Origin of the sequence: Acinetobacter sp. Ver3, assembly GCF_000632455.1 — a bacterium.
Taxonomy (GTDB): domain Bacteria; phylum Pseudomonadota; class Gammaproteobacteria; order Pseudomonadales; family Moraxellaceae; genus Acinetobacter.
This window is the reverse complement of the sequence record NZ_JFYL01000003.1, coordinates 1-15438: the sequence shown is the minus strand read 5'-3', so window position 1 is coordinate 15438 and position 15438 is coordinate 1. Positions and strand designations below refer to the sequence as shown.

Below are 15438 nucleotides of genomic sequence, written 5' to 3'. Positions count from 1 at the left end.
ATTCAGCATAAATTTACAGACGCTTTCATCGCTTGGTGATACCTTATGCGCAAACAACTAACTTAAAATTAATCAAAATCATAAGGAATACACGATGCTAAATGCAGAGCCAAGAATGACCAACTTATTTGAGCAATTAGGATTGGATTCTAGCGAGCAAGCTATTGCAGAATTTATTGAAACACATCAGTTAGAAGCTGAAACCTTTTTGACTGAAGCAAGTTTTTGGTCTGAAGGTCAACGTCAATTTTTGAAAGAAAAATTATGTTCAGATGGTTCATGGGCATTAATTATCGATCAGCTCAATGAGTCTTTACATGAAGATTCATTGAAGAAAAAAGCTTAAGTAGCTCACTTGTCTTAATAAAGTAAAAAGTCATCTTATTAGATGACTTTTTAAATATCGAGTGCCGAAATTATTTCATTAAATCAACCAGTGCCTTGGCAGCCTTAGATTGGGTGCGTCCCGGATGCCAAACCATACCCAATTGACGCTGCATTTCTAAATTAATATCCAGTCTGACCAAGTCTTGATTGACTAAAGTACTTGGCAGGACAGACCAACCTAACCCAATAGAAGCCAACATGCGAATGGATTCAAGCGGATTATTGCTCATGGACACTTTAGGTTTTAATCCATTTTTTTCAAATTCTGCAAGGGTGATCTGCGCTGTATATGTTTGAGCTGCAGGTAATAAACTTGGGTACTGCATGAGATCTTCAAGGCTTAAATTTTTCATATTTGCCAATGGATGAAAAACTGCAGCAACGAAAACCAAAGGGTCACTCCATAAAGGAACATATTTTAAACGTTCATCTAGGACAGGGGGTAAGGTTAAGAATGCCAGTTCAAGGTCACCGGCTAACACTTTTTCATGCGCTTGTTCTGAATCTACAAAATGCACATCTAATGTCACATCAGGATATTGCTGAACATAGCTTTTTAAATGTTGCGGTAAATGATGTAATCCAATGTGATGGCTGGTACCAACTTTAAGCTTTCCTTTAATCTGATTTTGGTCGTGGCTTAAGGTGTGATGAATATCACCTAGTTCATTTAACCAATTTTTAACTTTAGGAAGCAGGGAATGAGCCGCATGGGTGGCTTGTACACCTCGGCCAGCAGATTCAAATAATTTGACACCAAAATAATCTTCTAAACTATGAATACGTTTGGTGACAGCGGGCTGAGTGATAAATAGTTGATCAGCTGCCATAGAAATCGAACCCGTTTCCATGACTTTTATAAAAGCTTCAAAGGCAGCAAGATTCATAATTTAAACTCGGTTATGAAAATATTATTTAATTATAAAATAAATTTATATCTATTGCGAAGTAATTCTTCATAAACTGTTGCAAAAAAAGCCGCATAGTGCGGCTTAGATGAGGAGGATCACAGGTGAAACTATGCGACGATATTTTCTTCCTGTTGTATCGTTTTTTTCTCCCACACGCGTTCGTGAATGAAATAAGCCACGGCTTGTACAGTAGGCTCAAGTAAACTTAAAGTAATTGCCATCCAAATGCTGCCTGTGACAAGGTAGCCTACAATCATGGCTACCGTAATGTGCATAATGTAGTAGCTTAATGTTTTTTTGAACATGCGTTGATTATCTTCAACAAATTTTTGAATATGTGCCATGTGAACATCCTCAGTTGGTGGTGATCTTGGAGATGTTAAAATGATAAGCATTCTTATTTAATCTGTAAAAGCGAATATTATTTTTAAATTAATCGTTTTTATAGATGGTTTTTGTGTTTAAATTGATTCTAAAAAGTTTTTAAACTAATAAAAATGATAAATTAGATTTATGTGAATAGGCCGTTATAATCGTAATTAATGACAGAATTACCCAGTCCAGTGGAGCAAATCGACATGGCAGGCGAAACCCAAAAAGCAGAAACTCAAACAAAAAAAACGTTGTACGATAAATTGTGGGACGATCATTTAGTTAAACAACGCGATGATGGATCTTCTTTACTTTATATCGATCGTCACTTGTTGCATGAAGTGACTTCTCCACAAGCTTTTGAAGGCTTACAACTTGCAGGACGTAAACCTTGGCGTTTAAGTGCAAACGTGGCAACTCCTGACCATAACGTACCAACGTCTACGAAAGAGCGTTCTGAAGGGATTGCGGGGATCGAAGATGATACTTCACGTATCCAAGTGCAAACTTTAGATGATAACTGTAAAACATTTAATGTTGCACAGTTTGATATCAACGATGTCCGTCAAGGGATCGCACACGTTGTTGGACCTGAGCAAGGTTTAACTTTACCGGGTATGACGGTTGTTTGTGGTGACTCTCATACAGCGACGCATGGTGCGTTTGGTTGCTTGGCACACGGTATTGGGACATCAGAAGTTGAACATGTATTGGCAACGCAATGCTTAGTTCAAAAGAAAATGAAAAACATGTTGGTACGTGTTGACGGTAAATTAGGTCAAGGCGTAACACCAAAAGACGTGGTTTTAGCGATTATCGGTAAAATCGGTACAGCTGGTGGTACAGGTCATGCCATCGAATTTGGTGGTCAAGTATTCCGTGATATGTCGATCGAAGGTCGTATGACGGTGTGTAACATGGCAATCGAAGGCGGTGCCCGTGTAGGTATGGTTGCCGTTGATGAAAAAACCATTGAATACGTAAAAGGTCGTCCATACGCACCTAAAGGAGAGCAGTGGGATCAAGCTGTAGCTTATTGGAATACTTTACATTCTGATGAGGGTGCACACTTTGATACAGTTGTTGTATTACAAGGTGAAGAGATTGAGCCACAAGTGTCTTGGGGTACATCTCCTGAGATGGTGATTCCTGTATCTCAAGCAGTACCGACATTAGAACAAGCAAAAGATGATGTACAACGTAACGATTGGACACGTGCTTATCAATATATGGGCTTAACCGCGGGTCAAGCATTGTCTGATATTAAATTGGATCGCGTATTTATCGGTTCTTGCACCAACTCTCGTATTGAAGATATCCGTGCGGCAGCTGAAGTTGCAAAAGGCAAAAAAGTTGCAAGCACGATTAAGCAAGCGATGGTTGTTCCGGGTTCTGGCTTAGTCAAAGCACAAGCAGAAGCTGAAGGTTTGGATAAAATCTTAATTGAAGCTGGTTTTGAATGGCGTGAGCCGGGTTGCTCAATGTGTTTAGCAATGAACGCAGACAAATTACAACCGGGTGAGCACTGTGCATCAACATCAAACCGTAACTTCGAAGGTCGTCAAGGTAATGGTGGTCGTACGCATTTAGTGAGTCCAGCGATGGCAGCAGCAGCGGCAATTGCAGGTCACTTTGTAGATGTGCGTACGTTCTAAGCAAACCTAGAAATGAGTTATGTAACTGAAGTGAAATGCTCACTGACTAGAGACTCAGTTTGCATGGGGGATGATGTAAATGCTCCTCATTTGTTACAGACTCACATTGTAAAATATGAACAGAGTGAACAGTTTTTCAATGAAATTTTAAAACACTATTCATTTCCAGCTATGGCATGTTGGTCTTGTTATTTAAATGATGAACTGTTTGCACTCATTAAATTTGATCATAAAGAAAATGGAGTCCATGTGGAGTACAAATATTTAAAAGATAAAGTTGAACTGTTAAAAGTTAATTTTATACATTTTAGATATGATAGTTCTTGTGAAACATGGTCTTGATTCCATTAGGTAGTAATCATGAAAAAATATACCGTTGAACAAGGTATCGTTGCACCTTTAGACCGTGCCAATGTCGATACAGATTTAATTATTCCAAAACAGTTCTTGAAATCAATTAAGCGTACAGGTTTCGGCGCGAATTTGTTTGATGAGTTACGTTATTTAGATGAAGGCTATTTGGGGCAAGACAACTCAAAACGCCCTTTGAATCCAGACTTTGAGTTGAATAAACCACGTTATCAAGGTGCTTCAATCTTGATTTCACGTGCCAACTTTGGTTGTGGTTCAAGCCGAGAACACGCGCCATGGGCTTTAGAAGAATATGGTTTCCGTACCGTAATCGCACCAAGCTATGCAGACATTTTCTACAACAACAGCTTTAAAAATGGCATGTTACCAGTGATCTTGTCTGAAGAGATTGTTGATCAATTATTTAAAGAGTGTGCAGCACAAGAAGGTTATCAGTTAACGATTGATCTTCAAGCACAAGAAGTGCGTACGCCTACAGGCGAAGCATTTAAATTTGAAGTTGATCCATTCAGAAAGCACTGTTTGTTGAATGGTTTAGATGATATTGGTTTAACGTTACAAGCGGCAGAAGACATTCGTGCTTATGAGGAAAGAACTAAAGCTGTTCGCCCATGGGTATTCCAAGAAATCAAAGCGTAACTGATACTTAAAGCTATAGTGCTCTGATTCAAGTCTTGCTAATATCGGTGCAAAATTATTCTTTTAGTTTTGCGCCGTTTGGTGAGGTTGGGCACAAATGAAGGCAAAAGTTTTATTACGCTATGCGTTTTTCGGATTGTCTGTCGCCGTTTTATCCGCTTGTCAGACCGTAGACCGATTACAACTGAAAAAGATTAAAGAAACGCCTGAAACCAGAAATCATGCTTTGATTTATTGCTCAGGAACGTTGAATTGTGAGTTTGAAAGATTCGATGAGCATCCCATTGTTGATGCTCAATCTCGAAGATTAGATCAGCGTGCGATCAAGCAAGGTATGGTGCGATTAAATGCTGACTCTTTGAAAGATCCGCAAGCCTTATATCTTTCAGTTCCTGCTGGACTGCATGAGGTGGTGGTTCGCTTTTATCCGATTTCAGAGGAAAAAGCAGAAACTATTAATGTCATCCATCGCTTCGAAGCAAAAAAAGATTACCGATTTGTAATGTTTAGAGATCGAAGCAGTGGGAAAAAAAGTTTACTTGATGCTTCTGCACCAGAGCCATTATGTGTTGACTTGTTGCAAGAGCAACAAACCATTCGCCGTTTCTGCAAACCCTATAATGTTCTCAATGGACTAGGTGAGTTTGTGGAACAAAAAAATTTAAAAACACGTTAGTTCATACTAACTTTACAAATGGAAAATCTCATGTCTAAACAAATCTTGATTTTAGCTGGTGACGGCATTGGTCCTGAAATTGTAAAAGCAGCTGAACAGGTCCTCACCCGTGTCAATGAAAAATTCAATCTAGATTTAACATGGGAACAAGGTTTATTGGGTGGCGCTGCAATTGATGCGCATGGTTCACCTTATCCAGAAGTTACCTCTGAACAAGCAAAAAAAGCAGATGCGATTTTGTTAGGTGCTGTTGGTGGTCCGAAGTGGGATACAATTGAGCGCTCAATTCGTCCTGAGCGTGGTTTATTGAAATTACGTAGCGAACTTAACCTTTTCGCTAACTTGCGCCCAGCGATCTTGTATCCTCAATTGGCAGATGCTTCAAGTTTGAAACCTGAAATTGTTTCAGGCTTAGATATTTTAATTGTCCGTGAATTAACTGGTGGTATTTACTTCGGTCAACCACGTGGTATTCGTGAATTAGAGAATGGTGAGAAGCAAGGCTTTAACACCGACGTATATGCAGAGTCAGAAATCAAACGTATTGCTAAAGTGGCGTTTGAAATGGCGAAACTACGCGGTGGTAAAGTGTGTTCAGTTGATAAGGCGAATGTTCTTGAAGTCACTGAGCTTTGGAAACAAACAGTAACTCAGTTGCATGCTGAACAGTATGCTGACATTAACTTGTCACATATGTATGTCGACAATGCAGCAATGCAATTGGTTCGTGCACCTAAACAATTTGATGTGATCGTAACAGGTAACTTGTTCGGTGATATCTTGTCTGATGAGGCTGCGATGTTGACTGGTTCAATCGGTATGTTGCCATCAGCTTCTTTAGATGAAAATGGTAAAGGGATGTATGAGCCTTGTCATGGTTCAGCACCAGATATCGCAGGTCAAAATATCGCAAACCCATTGGCAACAATTTTATCTGTTGCAATGATGCTTCGATATACGTTCCGTCAAGAAGCTGCAGCAAAATCGATTGAAGATGCAGTAGGGAATGTTTTAGACCAAGGTTTACGTACAGCTGACATTATGTCTGAAGGCATGAAGAAGGTTGGGACAATTGAAATGGGTGAAGCAGTTGTTGCAGCGCTTAACTAATTTCAGTTGATTCATTCAAAACGCAGCCTATGAGCTGCGTTTTTTATTGCCGAGCTTTTGAAAGCGATATTGTTTTTTTAAGCTAAAAACACTTGAGCAAGTCATTACGTTACCGTATGACTGACTTGCTGAAGCTGTCCATACAGGAATCATAAAACTATTTTCATCTCTCATCGAATTTCCCATTGGAATCGAGGTGTTGACTATACGTTCAAAGGTGAAAATGGATCGATCATCTCGAATCTCAAGATTGGGCTTCAGCTTAATGTTAAAAGAATTCAACTCGGTAGTTTCTCGGATATGTTGGATATCTTGTCCTACAAATTGTGAAACATAAGTATTCATATTTTTTTGTTCTGAAAATTTGCTGTTTGGCATGCCGTAAACAGGAAAAGTGTAAATATGCAGATGGGCAAAAAACACAATTTATTTAGTGCACGAAATAGTGGGGCAGTACGACGATTTTTTAGATTGAATGTGCAAATGGGCTTTGTTGGTATATATGATTGGATAGTAAATGAATAAATAGTGAGTTTAATTATTCTATATATCTGAATTTGTCTCTTATCACAAAGACAGGCGATTGATTTAGCTGAATGAACTTTCTATGCGATTCATAAAATAAAAGTACAAAAACAAAAAAAGCCACTCAATGTGGCTTTTCGCTTACTAACACTTAGCGTGCACGGTAAGTAATGCGACCCTTAGATAAGTCATAAGGTGTCATTTCAACTTTAACACTGTCGCCAGTCAAAATACGAATATAGTGTTTACGCATTTTACCAGAAATGTGTGCAATTACTTCGTGACCGTTTTCTAAACGTACACGGAACATAGTATTAGGAAGCGTTTCGGTGACAACGCCTTCGAACTCGATAAGTTCCTCTTTATTGGCCATAGCCTACCTGATGATCAAATTGGAAAGGCGCAAATTATAGGCAAAATTTTAGAAAAAAACAAGGTTAAACCAAGTTCAGTCGGCGTTTCTATGGTCAAACTTGTCGAACAAACAAATAAAATTTTTAAACAAAAAAATGCTTAACTATGTTGTCAGTTTGGTCAATCGACTGTAATCTAATTCATAAGTTTTAAGTAAATATTAATAACATACAAGGAAGGGCACTGCGTGAGTCAGCTAACTGATGCTTCGGTTGTTCTACGATTAGGTTATCAAGCAATTCGTCGTGCTGGATTGCCCACAGAAGAAATTTTAACAAAAGCGGGTGTAGCCTTAAATCAAGTAGATCAAAATGCGCGTACGCCTTTAAGCGCGCAGTACGCTTTCTGGGTTGCTGCCGAAGAAGTCAGTAAAGATCCAGACATTGGTCTACATTTAGGTGAGCATTTACCACTTTATCGTGGTCAAGTGATTGAACATCTTTTTATTTCATCTGAAAATTTTGGCGAAGGCCTGAAAAGGGCTTTAGCGTATCAACGTCTAATCAGTGATGCATTTCATGCCAAATTAGTTATTGAAGATGATCGTTGCTACCTAACCAATGGTGAACAACCTTTCTCTGAAAACCTAGTCAATCGTCATTTTTCTGAGTGCGCGATTTCAGGCATTTTAAGATTCTTCAAATTTATTACTGAAGGTCGATTTCAACCTATATATATCGATTTTAACTTTAGCGAGGGTGCTTCAGACGATGAGTATTTCCGTGTATATGAGTGCCCGGTAAGTTTAGGCCAAAAAGAAACGCGACTTTATTTTGATCCTGCAATTTTAGATTATGTGCTTTGGCAAGCCGAGCCAGAATTACTTCAACTGCATGAGCAGTTGGCGATTGAAAAATTACAGGAGTTGGCTCGATACGATTTAGTGGGTGAGGTGCGCCGTGCCATTGGTTCTACACTTGAGAGTGGAGAAACAACGCTAGAAACTGTGGCAGCTCAGTTGAATATCACCCCACGTCGTTTGAGAACACAGCTCAGTGAAGCCAATACAAGCTTCCAGCAAATTTTATCTGACTATCGTTGTCGTTTAGCTAAAAAACTTTTGGCAAACACCAATGAAAGCGTAGAGAGAATTGTCTATCTGACGGGTTTCTCAGAACCAAGTACGTTCTATCGTGCCTTTAAACGATGGACCAATGAGACACCTGTTGAATATCGTAAGCGTAAACAGCGCTAAAAAAATCCCTTCTTATGAAGGGATTTTTTTCAATTCAAAATAAAAAATTATTCAGGCATGTTTAACCAATGAGGGCCTAGCGGCACTTTAGGCAAGTTAAACTCTTCAGGATAGTGTGCTTGGATAAAGTAAAGGCCGTCAGGTGGTGCTGTGATCCCTGCTGCTTTACGGTCTTCTGCTGCGAATATTTCATCGATATGGTCAATGTCGTACATCCCCTGACCAATTTCCAGTAAACAGCCCATAATATTGCGAACCATGTGGTGTAAAAAACCATCTGCTTGGATGTCTAGAACGAGGTAAGCACCGTGTTTGATGAGTTTGCAATGGCTCACATGGCGTACAGGCTGGTTGGATTGACACGCAGCAGCTCTAAAGCTTTCAAAGTTATGAGTACCCTCAAATTTTGAGGCTGCAGCAATCATTTTATCTACATCAAGTGGGTAATAAGCATGCGTTACTTGTTTGTGGAGTAAGGCAGGGCGCATGGGGCTGTTATAAACGACATAACGATAACGGCGAGCCTGCGCTTTAAAGCGTGCATGAAAATCGCTATCCATTTCTTGAATCCATTGGATGGCAATATCTTTAGGGAGTGTACTGTTAGCCCCCATAAGCCAGCCACGAATTGGACGTATTGCATTTGTGTCAAAGTGAGCCACCATATTTGTGGCATGAACACCTGCATCTGTTCGACCCGCACCATGCAAAATGATGGGTTCATCAGCAATTTTGCTCAACACTTTTTCCATGGTTTCTTGTACGCTCGGCACGCCTGGTTGCTGTGTTTGCCAACCTCGATAACGAACGCCACTAAACTCAATTCCGATTGCAAAACGTGGCATTTGAACCTCTAATTTGATGAATCATACCAATGCTGTAACCATTGATCTGTGGAGGGGTATTGTAAATACATTTTTAGAATTTTGGCATAAAGATCGGCATCACTGAGTGTATCGTCGATCAAAATATCAGATGCTTTAATCCAACTGCTAATTGCATAGCGTTGATCTAATTCTCCAAACATGACCTGACTACTTAATACAATATGGCAGCCTAAGGCACGAAGCTGCTTCAAAATATCTGTGGTATCCGCATTAATTGCTAAATTACCGGTTCCATATGCTTGAAGTATGAGTACATGAGGCGAGTTGTCGATAAAACGCGTTAAATGCTGATTGAATAATTTGATTTCAATGGGGCGAAGACTCAGATTCGCAATATTGAGTTGTGTCGAGCGTTCAATATGTTGCTCAGTAATGTCGACAAAAGAACTTGATATGGGCTTGATGACATTTGTAAATGCTTCACCACAAAATGCATTTAGTGCCGTGCGATGAGTCTTGACTGCAGTTCTGGCATGAAAAATTTGATGGTTAAAGCATAAGTAAACACCATCAGACACATTTTCCATATATTGGATGGCATGATTCAGATTATCTAAAGCATCGCTCGATGGATGCAAAGATGTCGCTGCATGATTGAGCAGAGGAAATTGGCTACCTGTGATAATGACTCGACACGTATCATGGAGAAATCGAGAAAGAATAGCCGCAGCATAACTCATGGTATCGGTACCATGAATGACAATAAAATTTTGAAATTGTTTAGCTTGCAATTGTTGAATTTTTTGGATTAACAGCAACCAATCACGCGCCGTACATGCACTACTGTCTTTAATCTCATGAGCCTGAACAAGCTCTATTGGATTTTGAACGGGCAAAATTTCTTTTAATTGCGGGAAAAAATCGGCAGCAGGCATAGGCGCTAAAGGTTCACCAACGCAACCAAATGTACCACCCATATAGATTAAAGCTATTTTTGAACTCATAAAAAAAGCAGCCTGATTAGACTGCTTCATATTAAGATTAATTGGAATCAGATTCCATGCTCTCTCGGAGTTTTGCTGCACGCATTTTTTGTTCGTCATTGTAATGCGATTCATATTCCGTAATTAATTTTTCTGCTTCATCAAACGCGCCAAATTTAATGTATTGATCCGCTAAATCTAAGTTAAGTTGAATTTCATCAACATTGAGTAATTCAGGAAAACGTTGTACAAGAGGATCATCAGGACGATTCGGATTCATTTTTATCGCAGATGTTTCATGCGAATGACTCTGTTGCACATCCACGTTTTCATCTGAAGAATTGAGGTCAAAATTAAACTCGTTTGTCGCTTCAATTGAGCTTTCTATTGTAGATTTTGAATTAAGATTTTCCTCAAAGTCGAAAGTTACAAAATCTAAAATCTGATCATTCACGCTTTGCTCTGAAACTTTTGCTGAGCTAGATGTTTCAGCATCAAAGTTAAAATCATCTGAAAGATCAAAAGTGAGTTCATCCTTGGATGTTGTTGTTTGAGAATGAGACTGTTCCGATTGATCTGAAAAGTTAAATTCCAATGGATCGATTTCAATATTCAGTTCTTGTAGATTTTTTTCTGATGGAGAAGAACTCAGTGCTGAATGAGGGAGATCTGTTTTTTCACCCCATTCTTGACTCAAATCAAGTGTGAAGTCGAGATTTTGGATGGACTCATTTTCTGAAGCACGGTTCTCTCTAGCGGTCGACTGCACTGATTCTGTTTGTGATTTATTTTCAGACTGAAAACTGGTGAAGTCTAAATCAAATTCTAAGGGTGCGCGATCTTCAGTCGATTGATTGGTTGTTTCAGATTCAGTCTGTGTTTGAGCATTTGGCTCGAAAGTTAAATCTGTCGTTATAAATTCTAAAGGTGTTTGCTCTTTTGATGCAGGAGTCTTCTCATCATCTTGCTCGAATGGGTGTTGTGAGGTTGGTTGCGGTGTATCTTCCATAAAAAAATCGAGTTCAAAATGCTCGTTTTGCGATGGAGTCTGTTGTTCAGTTGCCTGCTGATTTTCAGCCTGATCAGAAGGGAGCTGGTCAATGATTTCTTCATTGGTTTTATTGAGCGTAAACTCTTCTGCTAAATCCAGCTGTTCTGAGCTAAATACAAAATGAGCAGTAGGTTCAGCAGAGACATGCTCATTTTCTTCTTCAGGGGTGCTTTTCTTCTCTTTGGCTTGTAAGGGATGTGGGTATTGTTCTGTTTCAAACACAAATGTTGAGCTTTGAGAAGGAAGAGAAGATTGCTCTGTGGTCTCATTTGTTTCAGTGGGTGTGCTTTCCTGAGAGCTATGTTGTTCATCCTGAGACTTGATGAGATGATCAAAAGCTTGTTCTGATTGCACTGCAGGAATTTCAGTTATAAAACTGGTGCTATGAAACTGTGCAGCATGACGAGGCTGATTCTCGGAGTTCGATATATCCCGTGATTCTTTCGCAATTTCTTTATTCCGTTCCGCTTCTTTTGCAGCTTTAAGTTTGTCTTCAGCTTCATCCGCAATGTAATGTAATCCAGTGGAGCGTAAATAATTACTTAATTGTTTTAAAGCAAATTCATCATTCTGTAAGATGTGAATATCAATCAAATACGAGTAAAGCTCATGTTGTCTAGGATCGCGATTCAATGCTTGATTGATTTTTGCTTCGGCTGACATATAGCTTTCTGATTGAATTAAGTATTCAATACTGGCTTTAAGTTCATCAGCCACTGGTTCGGCACTTAAGTCTTGTGGTGCGCCATGACCGTGCTGTGAATAGGCTTGTTGTGGGGTGGAACGAGTTTTGGGGCTTTTCTTAGCGCGTTTTACACTCACATTTTTTTTAGATTTTGTTGATCCTGTGTCACCATTTTTTTGTTTATCCTCACGTTTTTTGAGCACCAGTGCGATTAACAGCAAGACGACAAATGGAATGACATACAACATAATTTTTCCCCTTCATTGAATTCAATGAATTTATTGCAAATCTAATACCTGAGTGCTCGAAATATTGGACTGTTTTTAATCTCGATTTTTTATATTCTCAGTTCATCATTATGTATCGATCAAGATGTTCGAAATAAGAAGTGATGAGATTGTAATTTAACTGTTTTTTGTATCGATGTCATAATATTTCCTTTCAAATAGCACTCCAAGCTCTAATCAATTCAAATTGCATAAAAAAAGCCGATCTAATCAGACCGGCTTTTTATTGAAGTGACTATTAAATATTAAGCATTTTTATAGTCAATCAAGATGCGTAGCATACGGCGTAAAGGTTCAGCAGCACCCCAAAGTAATTGGTCACCAACAGTGAACGCGCCTAAATACTCTTTACCCATATTGAGTTTACGTAAACGGCCTACTGGAACTGTAAGCGTGCCAGTTACTGCAACAGGTGTAAGATCAGTCATTGATGCTTCACGTGTGTTCGGCACAACTTTAGACCAGTCATTTGCACTTGCAATGATGTCTTCAATTTCATTTAAAGGAACATCTTTACGAAGTTTTAAAGTCAATGCTTGTGAGTGACAACGCATTGCACCAATACGTACACAGTGACCATCAATAGGTACAATTTGTGAATTACCAAGAATCTTATTGGTTTCAACTTGACCTTTCCATTCCTCTTTCGATTGACCGCTTTCAAGCTGTTTGTCGATATAAGGAATTAAAGAACCTGCTAAAGGTACACCGAAGTTTGCTGAAGGGAATCCTTCACCACGCTGTAATTCAGCAATTTTAGAGTCGATATCTAAAATTGGAGAACGTGGATCGTCTAATAGATCTTTTGTATTGTTATACAAATAGCCCATACCTGTGATGAGTTCACGCATGTTTTGCGCACCCGCACCAGAAGCAGCTTGGTAAGTCATTGAAGTCGCCCATTCAACAAGATTGTTTTGGAACAGACCACCAAGACCCATTAACATCAATGAAACAGTACAGTTACCGCCCACAAATGTTTTCGTACCTTTTACCAAACCGTCTTTGATCACATTCATGTTGACTGGATCTAATACGATGATGGCTTCATCGTCCATACGCAATGTAGATGCAGCATCAATCCAGTAACCATTCCAACCATCAGCTTTCAACTTAGGGAAAACTTCAGTGGTATAATCACCACCTTGGCAGGTAATAATGACATCCATTTGCTTCAGACTATTAATGTCTGTCGCATCCATAAGTGCTGGGGCAGTTTTACCACCAAACGCAGGGGCTTCACCACCTGCATTACTGGTAGAGAAGTAGAATGGCTCAAAATGAGCGAAATCATTCTCTTCAACCATACGTTGCATAAGGACGGAACCAACCATCCCGCGCCAACCGACCAGACCTACTTTCATGTCACTTTGCCTCGGTGCGTTAAAATAAAAAAGGGGGTTCGAGTGTATCAAAAGAGTGTATAACTGCAAGTGGTACACAATCAAAACAGCAAATATATTGTGCAATATATCTTGTTTATGTTACATGCAAAACTAATATAAATTTATGAATCATCGAAAAATTAAGAATATATAAAGAGAAGCGCTATGCTATGGATTGAGATACTGGCTGTTGTTGTGATTTGGTTAAGTTTTTGGTCTTTGATTCCGCGTGATGAGTGGTGGTTTCGAGGTGCCGATTTTCCAAGACTACAAATTTTAGCCCTAGGCTTTATCGCATTTATCCTCCTGTTGATTTGGGATGGGGAATGGGATTTAAGACGCCAAGTCATATTTGTTGGATTAATTGCTGCATTAGCATATCAATTGAAGATGGTCTTGCCTTATACCTTAATTTGGAAAAAACAGGTGAAACAGGTCCAACCAGATCAACTTGATCCATCAAAGCAAATCTCTTTAATTGTGTCGAATGTTTTAACACCAAATACAGAATATCATCGTTTGATTGAACAGATTCATCAGCATCAACCCGATATCGTATTGACGCTTGAAACAGACCAAACCTGGCAGAATGAACTTTCAGTCATCGAAGCGGATTATCCTTATCGTGTTCCAGTACCTTTAGATAATCTCTATGGAATGCATCTCTACAGTAAGTTGGAATTGAGTGATACCGAAGTCAAATTCATACTGAGTAATGAGATTCCTTCTATTCATACCACAGTGAAATTACGTTCTGGACAGCCTGTTCAATTATATTGTTTACATCCCAAACCGCCGAGTCCAACTGAAGCCAAAGACTCGACATTACGTGATGCTGAATTGTTGATTGTCGGTGATCAAATTAAAGACTTGGATGAAAGTTGCATTGTCATGGGAGATCTAAACGATGTGGCATGGTCTCGTACCACACGACTATTTCAACGTATCAGTGGTTTGTTAGACCCGCGTGTTGGACGTCATTATGTCAATACCTTCCATGCGGACTATCCGCTATTACGATGGTCACTCGATCATGTATTCCACAGCACTGATTTTGCTTTGGTGAAAATGGAGCGATTACCGCATATTGGTTCGGATCACTTTCCTGTGTACGTTGTTTTACAAACTGGACGACAATTTGAGCAAGTACAGCAAGAATTAGAACAGACGGATGCTGATGAGCAAGAGGCTCAGGAGGCGATTCAAGAAGGTATTGCGAAAGCTGAGAAAGAAGAGAAACAAGTGACAGATGAAATTGCGCAAGATTATAAAGATGGCAAACAAGTGTGAATGGATGCGTGTAAGAAATTGCTTACAATGAATGTGTCTGTTGACCCATAGTCACGAAGCGAGCTTAAGCGTAATCTAAGCTTATCGGCACAGGGAGTGGGAATGGAATGATCCCAATATGGAAGACGACGCCGACGGAAAATCATCATGGAGATGATGTAGGAAAGGAAAGCCAATAAAACAATAATATGATTTTTGAAAAGCACAACCTCATCGACCCGAGTTTTACAGGATGTAGAACTCGGGTTTAGTTTATGGTGGATTTAAACGTTTAAATGCATACAGGTCGAATGAATTAAATCTCGTTATTCAGCTCTAATCTTTTATTAATGCTATGATTTGCCAAAATGAAAATATTGAGCAGATGGGGTATGAGTTTGTTTCTTAAAAATATGAAAGACATAACTACAAGCAAATCCTTCGCTTCAATCGTTGTGTTAAATGTACTAATGAGCACCAGCGTATTTGCACAAGAAGCTGATGAAAAAATGATGGATGCGGTTGCATCTCAAGAACAGGTCGCGAACACTGAAGCTAAAGAAGCTAAAGAAGCTAAAGAAGCTAAAGAAGCTAAAGAAGCTAAAGAAGCTAAAGAAGCTAAAGAAGCTAAAGAAGCTAAAGAAGCTAAAGAAGCTAAAGAAGCTAAAGAAGCTAAAGAAGCTAAAGAAGCTAAA

Annotated in this window: 17 protein-coding genes; 9 read left to right on the top strand and 8 right to left on the bottom strand. The window is 39.2% G+C overall.

The annotated features are described in order from the left end of the window. The first annotated feature begins 94 nt into the window (after positions 1-94). A complete protein-coding gene (locus CL42_RS01425; protein WP_035264173.1) occupies positions 95-346 on the top strand; it encodes a DUF2789 family protein in 252 nt (83 codons plus the stop codon). 70 nt (positions 347-416) lie between these two features. On the opposite strand, the gene CL42_RS01420 is transcribed toward CL42_RS01425, so the two are convergent. Further along, positions 417-1274: a LysR family transcriptional regulator gene (locus tag CL42_RS01420; protein WP_035264171.1), complete on the bottom strand. Its 858-nt coding sequence runs from the start codon at positions 1272-1274 to the stop codon at positions 417-419. A gap of 131 nt (positions 1275-1405) precedes the next feature. Beyond that, the gene (locus CL42_RS01415; RefSeq protein ID WP_035264169.1) at positions 1406-1642 is read right to left on the bottom strand and encodes a DUF2061 domain-containing protein; all 237 of its coding nucleotides are present in this window, start codon (positions 1640-1642) and stop codon (positions 1406-1408) included. Between the two features lie 234 nt (positions 1643-1876). Here CL42_RS01415 and leuC point away from each other — a divergent pair, with 234 nt between their 5' ends. From leuC to leuB, 5 genes are all read left to right on the top strand, one after another. Beyond that, entirely contained in the window at positions 1877-3325 is a 1449-nt protein-coding gene (gene leuC / locus CL42_RS01410; RefSeq protein WP_035264359.1) for a 3-isopropylmalate dehydratase large subunit, read from the top strand. Between the two features lie 12 nt (positions 3326-3337). Continuing rightward, positions 3338-3667: a hypothetical protein gene (locus CL42_RS01405; RefSeq protein ID WP_155756938.1), complete on the top strand. Its 330-nt coding sequence runs from the start codon at positions 3338-3340 to the stop codon at positions 3665-3667. A gap of 18 nt (positions 3668-3685) precedes the next feature. Next, a complete protein-coding gene (gene leuD, locus CL42_RS01400; protein WP_035264160.1) occupies positions 3686-4336 on the top strand; it encodes a 3-isopropylmalate dehydratase small subunit in 651 nt (216 codons plus the stop codon). Between the two features lie 97 nt (positions 4337-4433). Then, complete coding sequence (locus CL42_RS01395; protein ID WP_035264152.1) at positions 4434-5012, top strand: hypothetical protein; 579 nt, start codon at positions 4434-4436, stop codon at positions 5010-5012. A 30-nt stretch (positions 5013-5042) separates the two neighbouring features. Continuing rightward, positions 5043-6122 carry a 3-isopropylmalate dehydrogenase gene (gene leuB / locus CL42_RS01390; protein ID WP_035264143.1) on the top strand — a complete coding sequence of 360 codons (1080 nt, stop codon included), beginning with the start codon at positions 5043-5045 and terminating at the stop codon, positions 6120-6122. Between the two features lie 27 nt (positions 6123-6149). Here the strand turns inward: leuB and CL42_RS01385 are convergent, their stop codons facing one another. Then, entirely contained in the window at positions 6150-6467 is a 318-nt protein-coding gene (locus CL42_RS01385; protein WP_143047400.1) for a hypothetical protein, read from the bottom strand. Positions 6468-6798: 331 nt separating this feature from the next. Beyond that, positions 6799-7020: a translation initiation factor IF-1 gene (infA, locus tag CL42_RS01380; protein WP_004692529.1), complete on the bottom strand. Its 222-nt coding sequence runs from the start codon at positions 7018-7020 to the stop codon at positions 6799-6801. A 228-nt stretch (positions 7021-7248) separates the two neighbouring features. Between infA and CL42_RS01375 the strand changes: the two genes are divergently transcribed. Continuing rightward, positions 7249-8256, top strand: a complete 1008-nt coding sequence (locus CL42_RS01375) for an AraC family transcriptional regulator (RefSeq protein WP_035264130.1) — start codon at positions 7249-7251, stop codon at positions 8254-8256. A 47-nt stretch (positions 8257-8303) separates the two neighbouring features. On the opposite strand, the gene truA is transcribed toward CL42_RS01375, so the two are convergent. From truA to asd, 4 genes are all read right to left on the bottom strand, one after another. Then, on the bottom strand, positions 8304-9101 hold the full coding sequence (truA, locus tag CL42_RS01370) for a tRNA pseudouridine(38-40) synthase TruA (RefSeq protein WP_035264128.1): 798 nt from the start codon (positions 9099-9101) through the stop codon (positions 8304-8306). Between the two features lie 8 nt (positions 9102-9109). Then, on the bottom strand, positions 9110-10087 hold the full coding sequence (locus CL42_RS01365) for an asparaginase domain-containing protein (protein WP_035264356.1): 978 nt from the start codon (positions 10085-10087) through the stop codon (positions 9110-9112). A gap of 37 nt (positions 10088-10124) precedes the next feature. Beyond that, positions 10125-12050, bottom strand: coding sequence for a hypothetical protein (locus tag CL42_RS01360; RefSeq protein ID WP_035264126.1), 1926 nt, complete (start codon positions 12048-12050; stop codon positions 10125-10127). Between the two features lie 284 nt (positions 12051-12334). Then, complete coding sequence (gene asd / locus CL42_RS01355) at positions 12335-13453, bottom strand: aspartate-semialdehyde dehydrogenase (protein ID WP_035264122.1); 1119 nt, start codon at positions 13451-13453, stop codon at positions 12335-12337. Positions 13454-13639: 186 nt separating this feature from the next. On the opposite strand from asd, the gene CL42_RS01350 reads away from it, so the two are divergent. Both CL42_RS01350 and CL42_RS17380 read left to right on the top strand, forming a co-directional pair. Beyond that, positions 13640-14764 carry an endonuclease/exonuclease/phosphatase family protein gene (locus CL42_RS01350; RefSeq protein ID WP_035264120.1) on the top strand — a complete coding sequence of 375 codons (1125 nt, stop codon included), beginning with the start codon at positions 13640-13642 and terminating at the stop codon, positions 14762-14764. A gap of 371 nt (positions 14765-15135) precedes the next feature. After that, a partial coding sequence (locus CL42_RS17380; protein WP_212771589.1) for a hypothetical protein occupies positions 15136-15438 on the top strand: 303 nt, incomplete at its 3' end.

What these genes read in the sequence shown, in the direction of transcription:
- CL42_RS01365 (WP_035264356.1), bottom strand. Translation starts at nt 10,087, where the DNA reads ATGAGTTCAAAAATAGCTTTAATCTATATGGGTGGTACATTTGGTTGC.
- CL42_RS01395 (WP_035264152.1), top strand. Translation starts at nt 4,434, where the DNA reads ATGAAGGCAAAAGTTTTATTACGCTATGCGTTTTTCGGATTGTCTGTC.
- leuC (WP_035264359.1), top strand. Translation starts at nt 1,877, where the DNA reads ATGGCAGGCGAAACCCAAAAAGCAGAAACTCAAACAAAAAAAACGTTG.
- leuB (WP_035264143.1), top strand. Translation starts at nt 5,043, where the DNA reads ATGTCTAAACAAATCTTGATTTTAGCTGGTGACGGCATTGGTCCTGAA.
- CL42_RS01405 (WP_155756938.1), top strand. Translation starts at nt 3,338, where the DNA reads ATGAGTTATGTAACTGAAGTGAAATGCTCACTGACTAGAGACTCAGTT.
- CL42_RS01420 (WP_035264171.1), bottom strand. Translation starts at nt 1,274, where the DNA reads ATGAATCTTGCTGCCTTTGAAGCTTTTATAAAAGTCATGGAAACGGGT.
- leuD (WP_035264160.1), top strand. Translation starts at nt 3,686, where the DNA reads ATGAAAAAATATACCGTTGAACAAGGTATCGTTGCACCTTTAGACCGT.
- asd (WP_035264122.1), bottom strand. Translation starts at nt 13,453, where the DNA reads ATGAAAGTAGGTCTGGTCGGTTGGCGCGGGATGGTTGGTTCCGTCCTT.
- CL42_RS01415 (WP_035264169.1), bottom strand. Translation starts at nt 1,642, where the DNA reads ATGGCACATATTCAAAAATTTGTTGAAGATAATCAACGCATGTTCAAA.
- infA (WP_004692529.1), bottom strand. Translation starts at nt 7,020, where the DNA reads ATGGCCAATAAAGAGGAACTTATCGAGTTCGAAGGCGTTGTCACCGAA.
- CL42_RS01360 (WP_035264126.1), bottom strand. Translation starts at nt 12,050, where the DNA reads ATGTTGTATGTCATTCCATTTGTCGTCTTGCTGTTAATCGCACTGGTG.
- CL42_RS01385 (WP_143047400.1), bottom strand. Translation starts at nt 6,467, where the DNA reads ATGAATACTTATGTTTCACAATTTGTAGGACAAGATATCCAACATATC.
- truA (WP_035264128.1), bottom strand. Translation starts at nt 9,101, where the DNA reads ATGCCACGTTTTGCAATCGGAATTGAGTTTAGTGGCGTTCGTTATCGA.
- CL42_RS01350 (WP_035264120.1), top strand. Translation starts at nt 13,640, where the DNA reads ATGCTATGGATTGAGATACTGGCTGTTGTTGTGATTTGGTTAAGTTTT.
- CL42_RS01425 (WP_035264173.1), top strand. Translation starts at nt 95, where the DNA reads ATGCTAAATGCAGAGCCAAGAATGACCAACTTATTTGAGCAATTAGGA.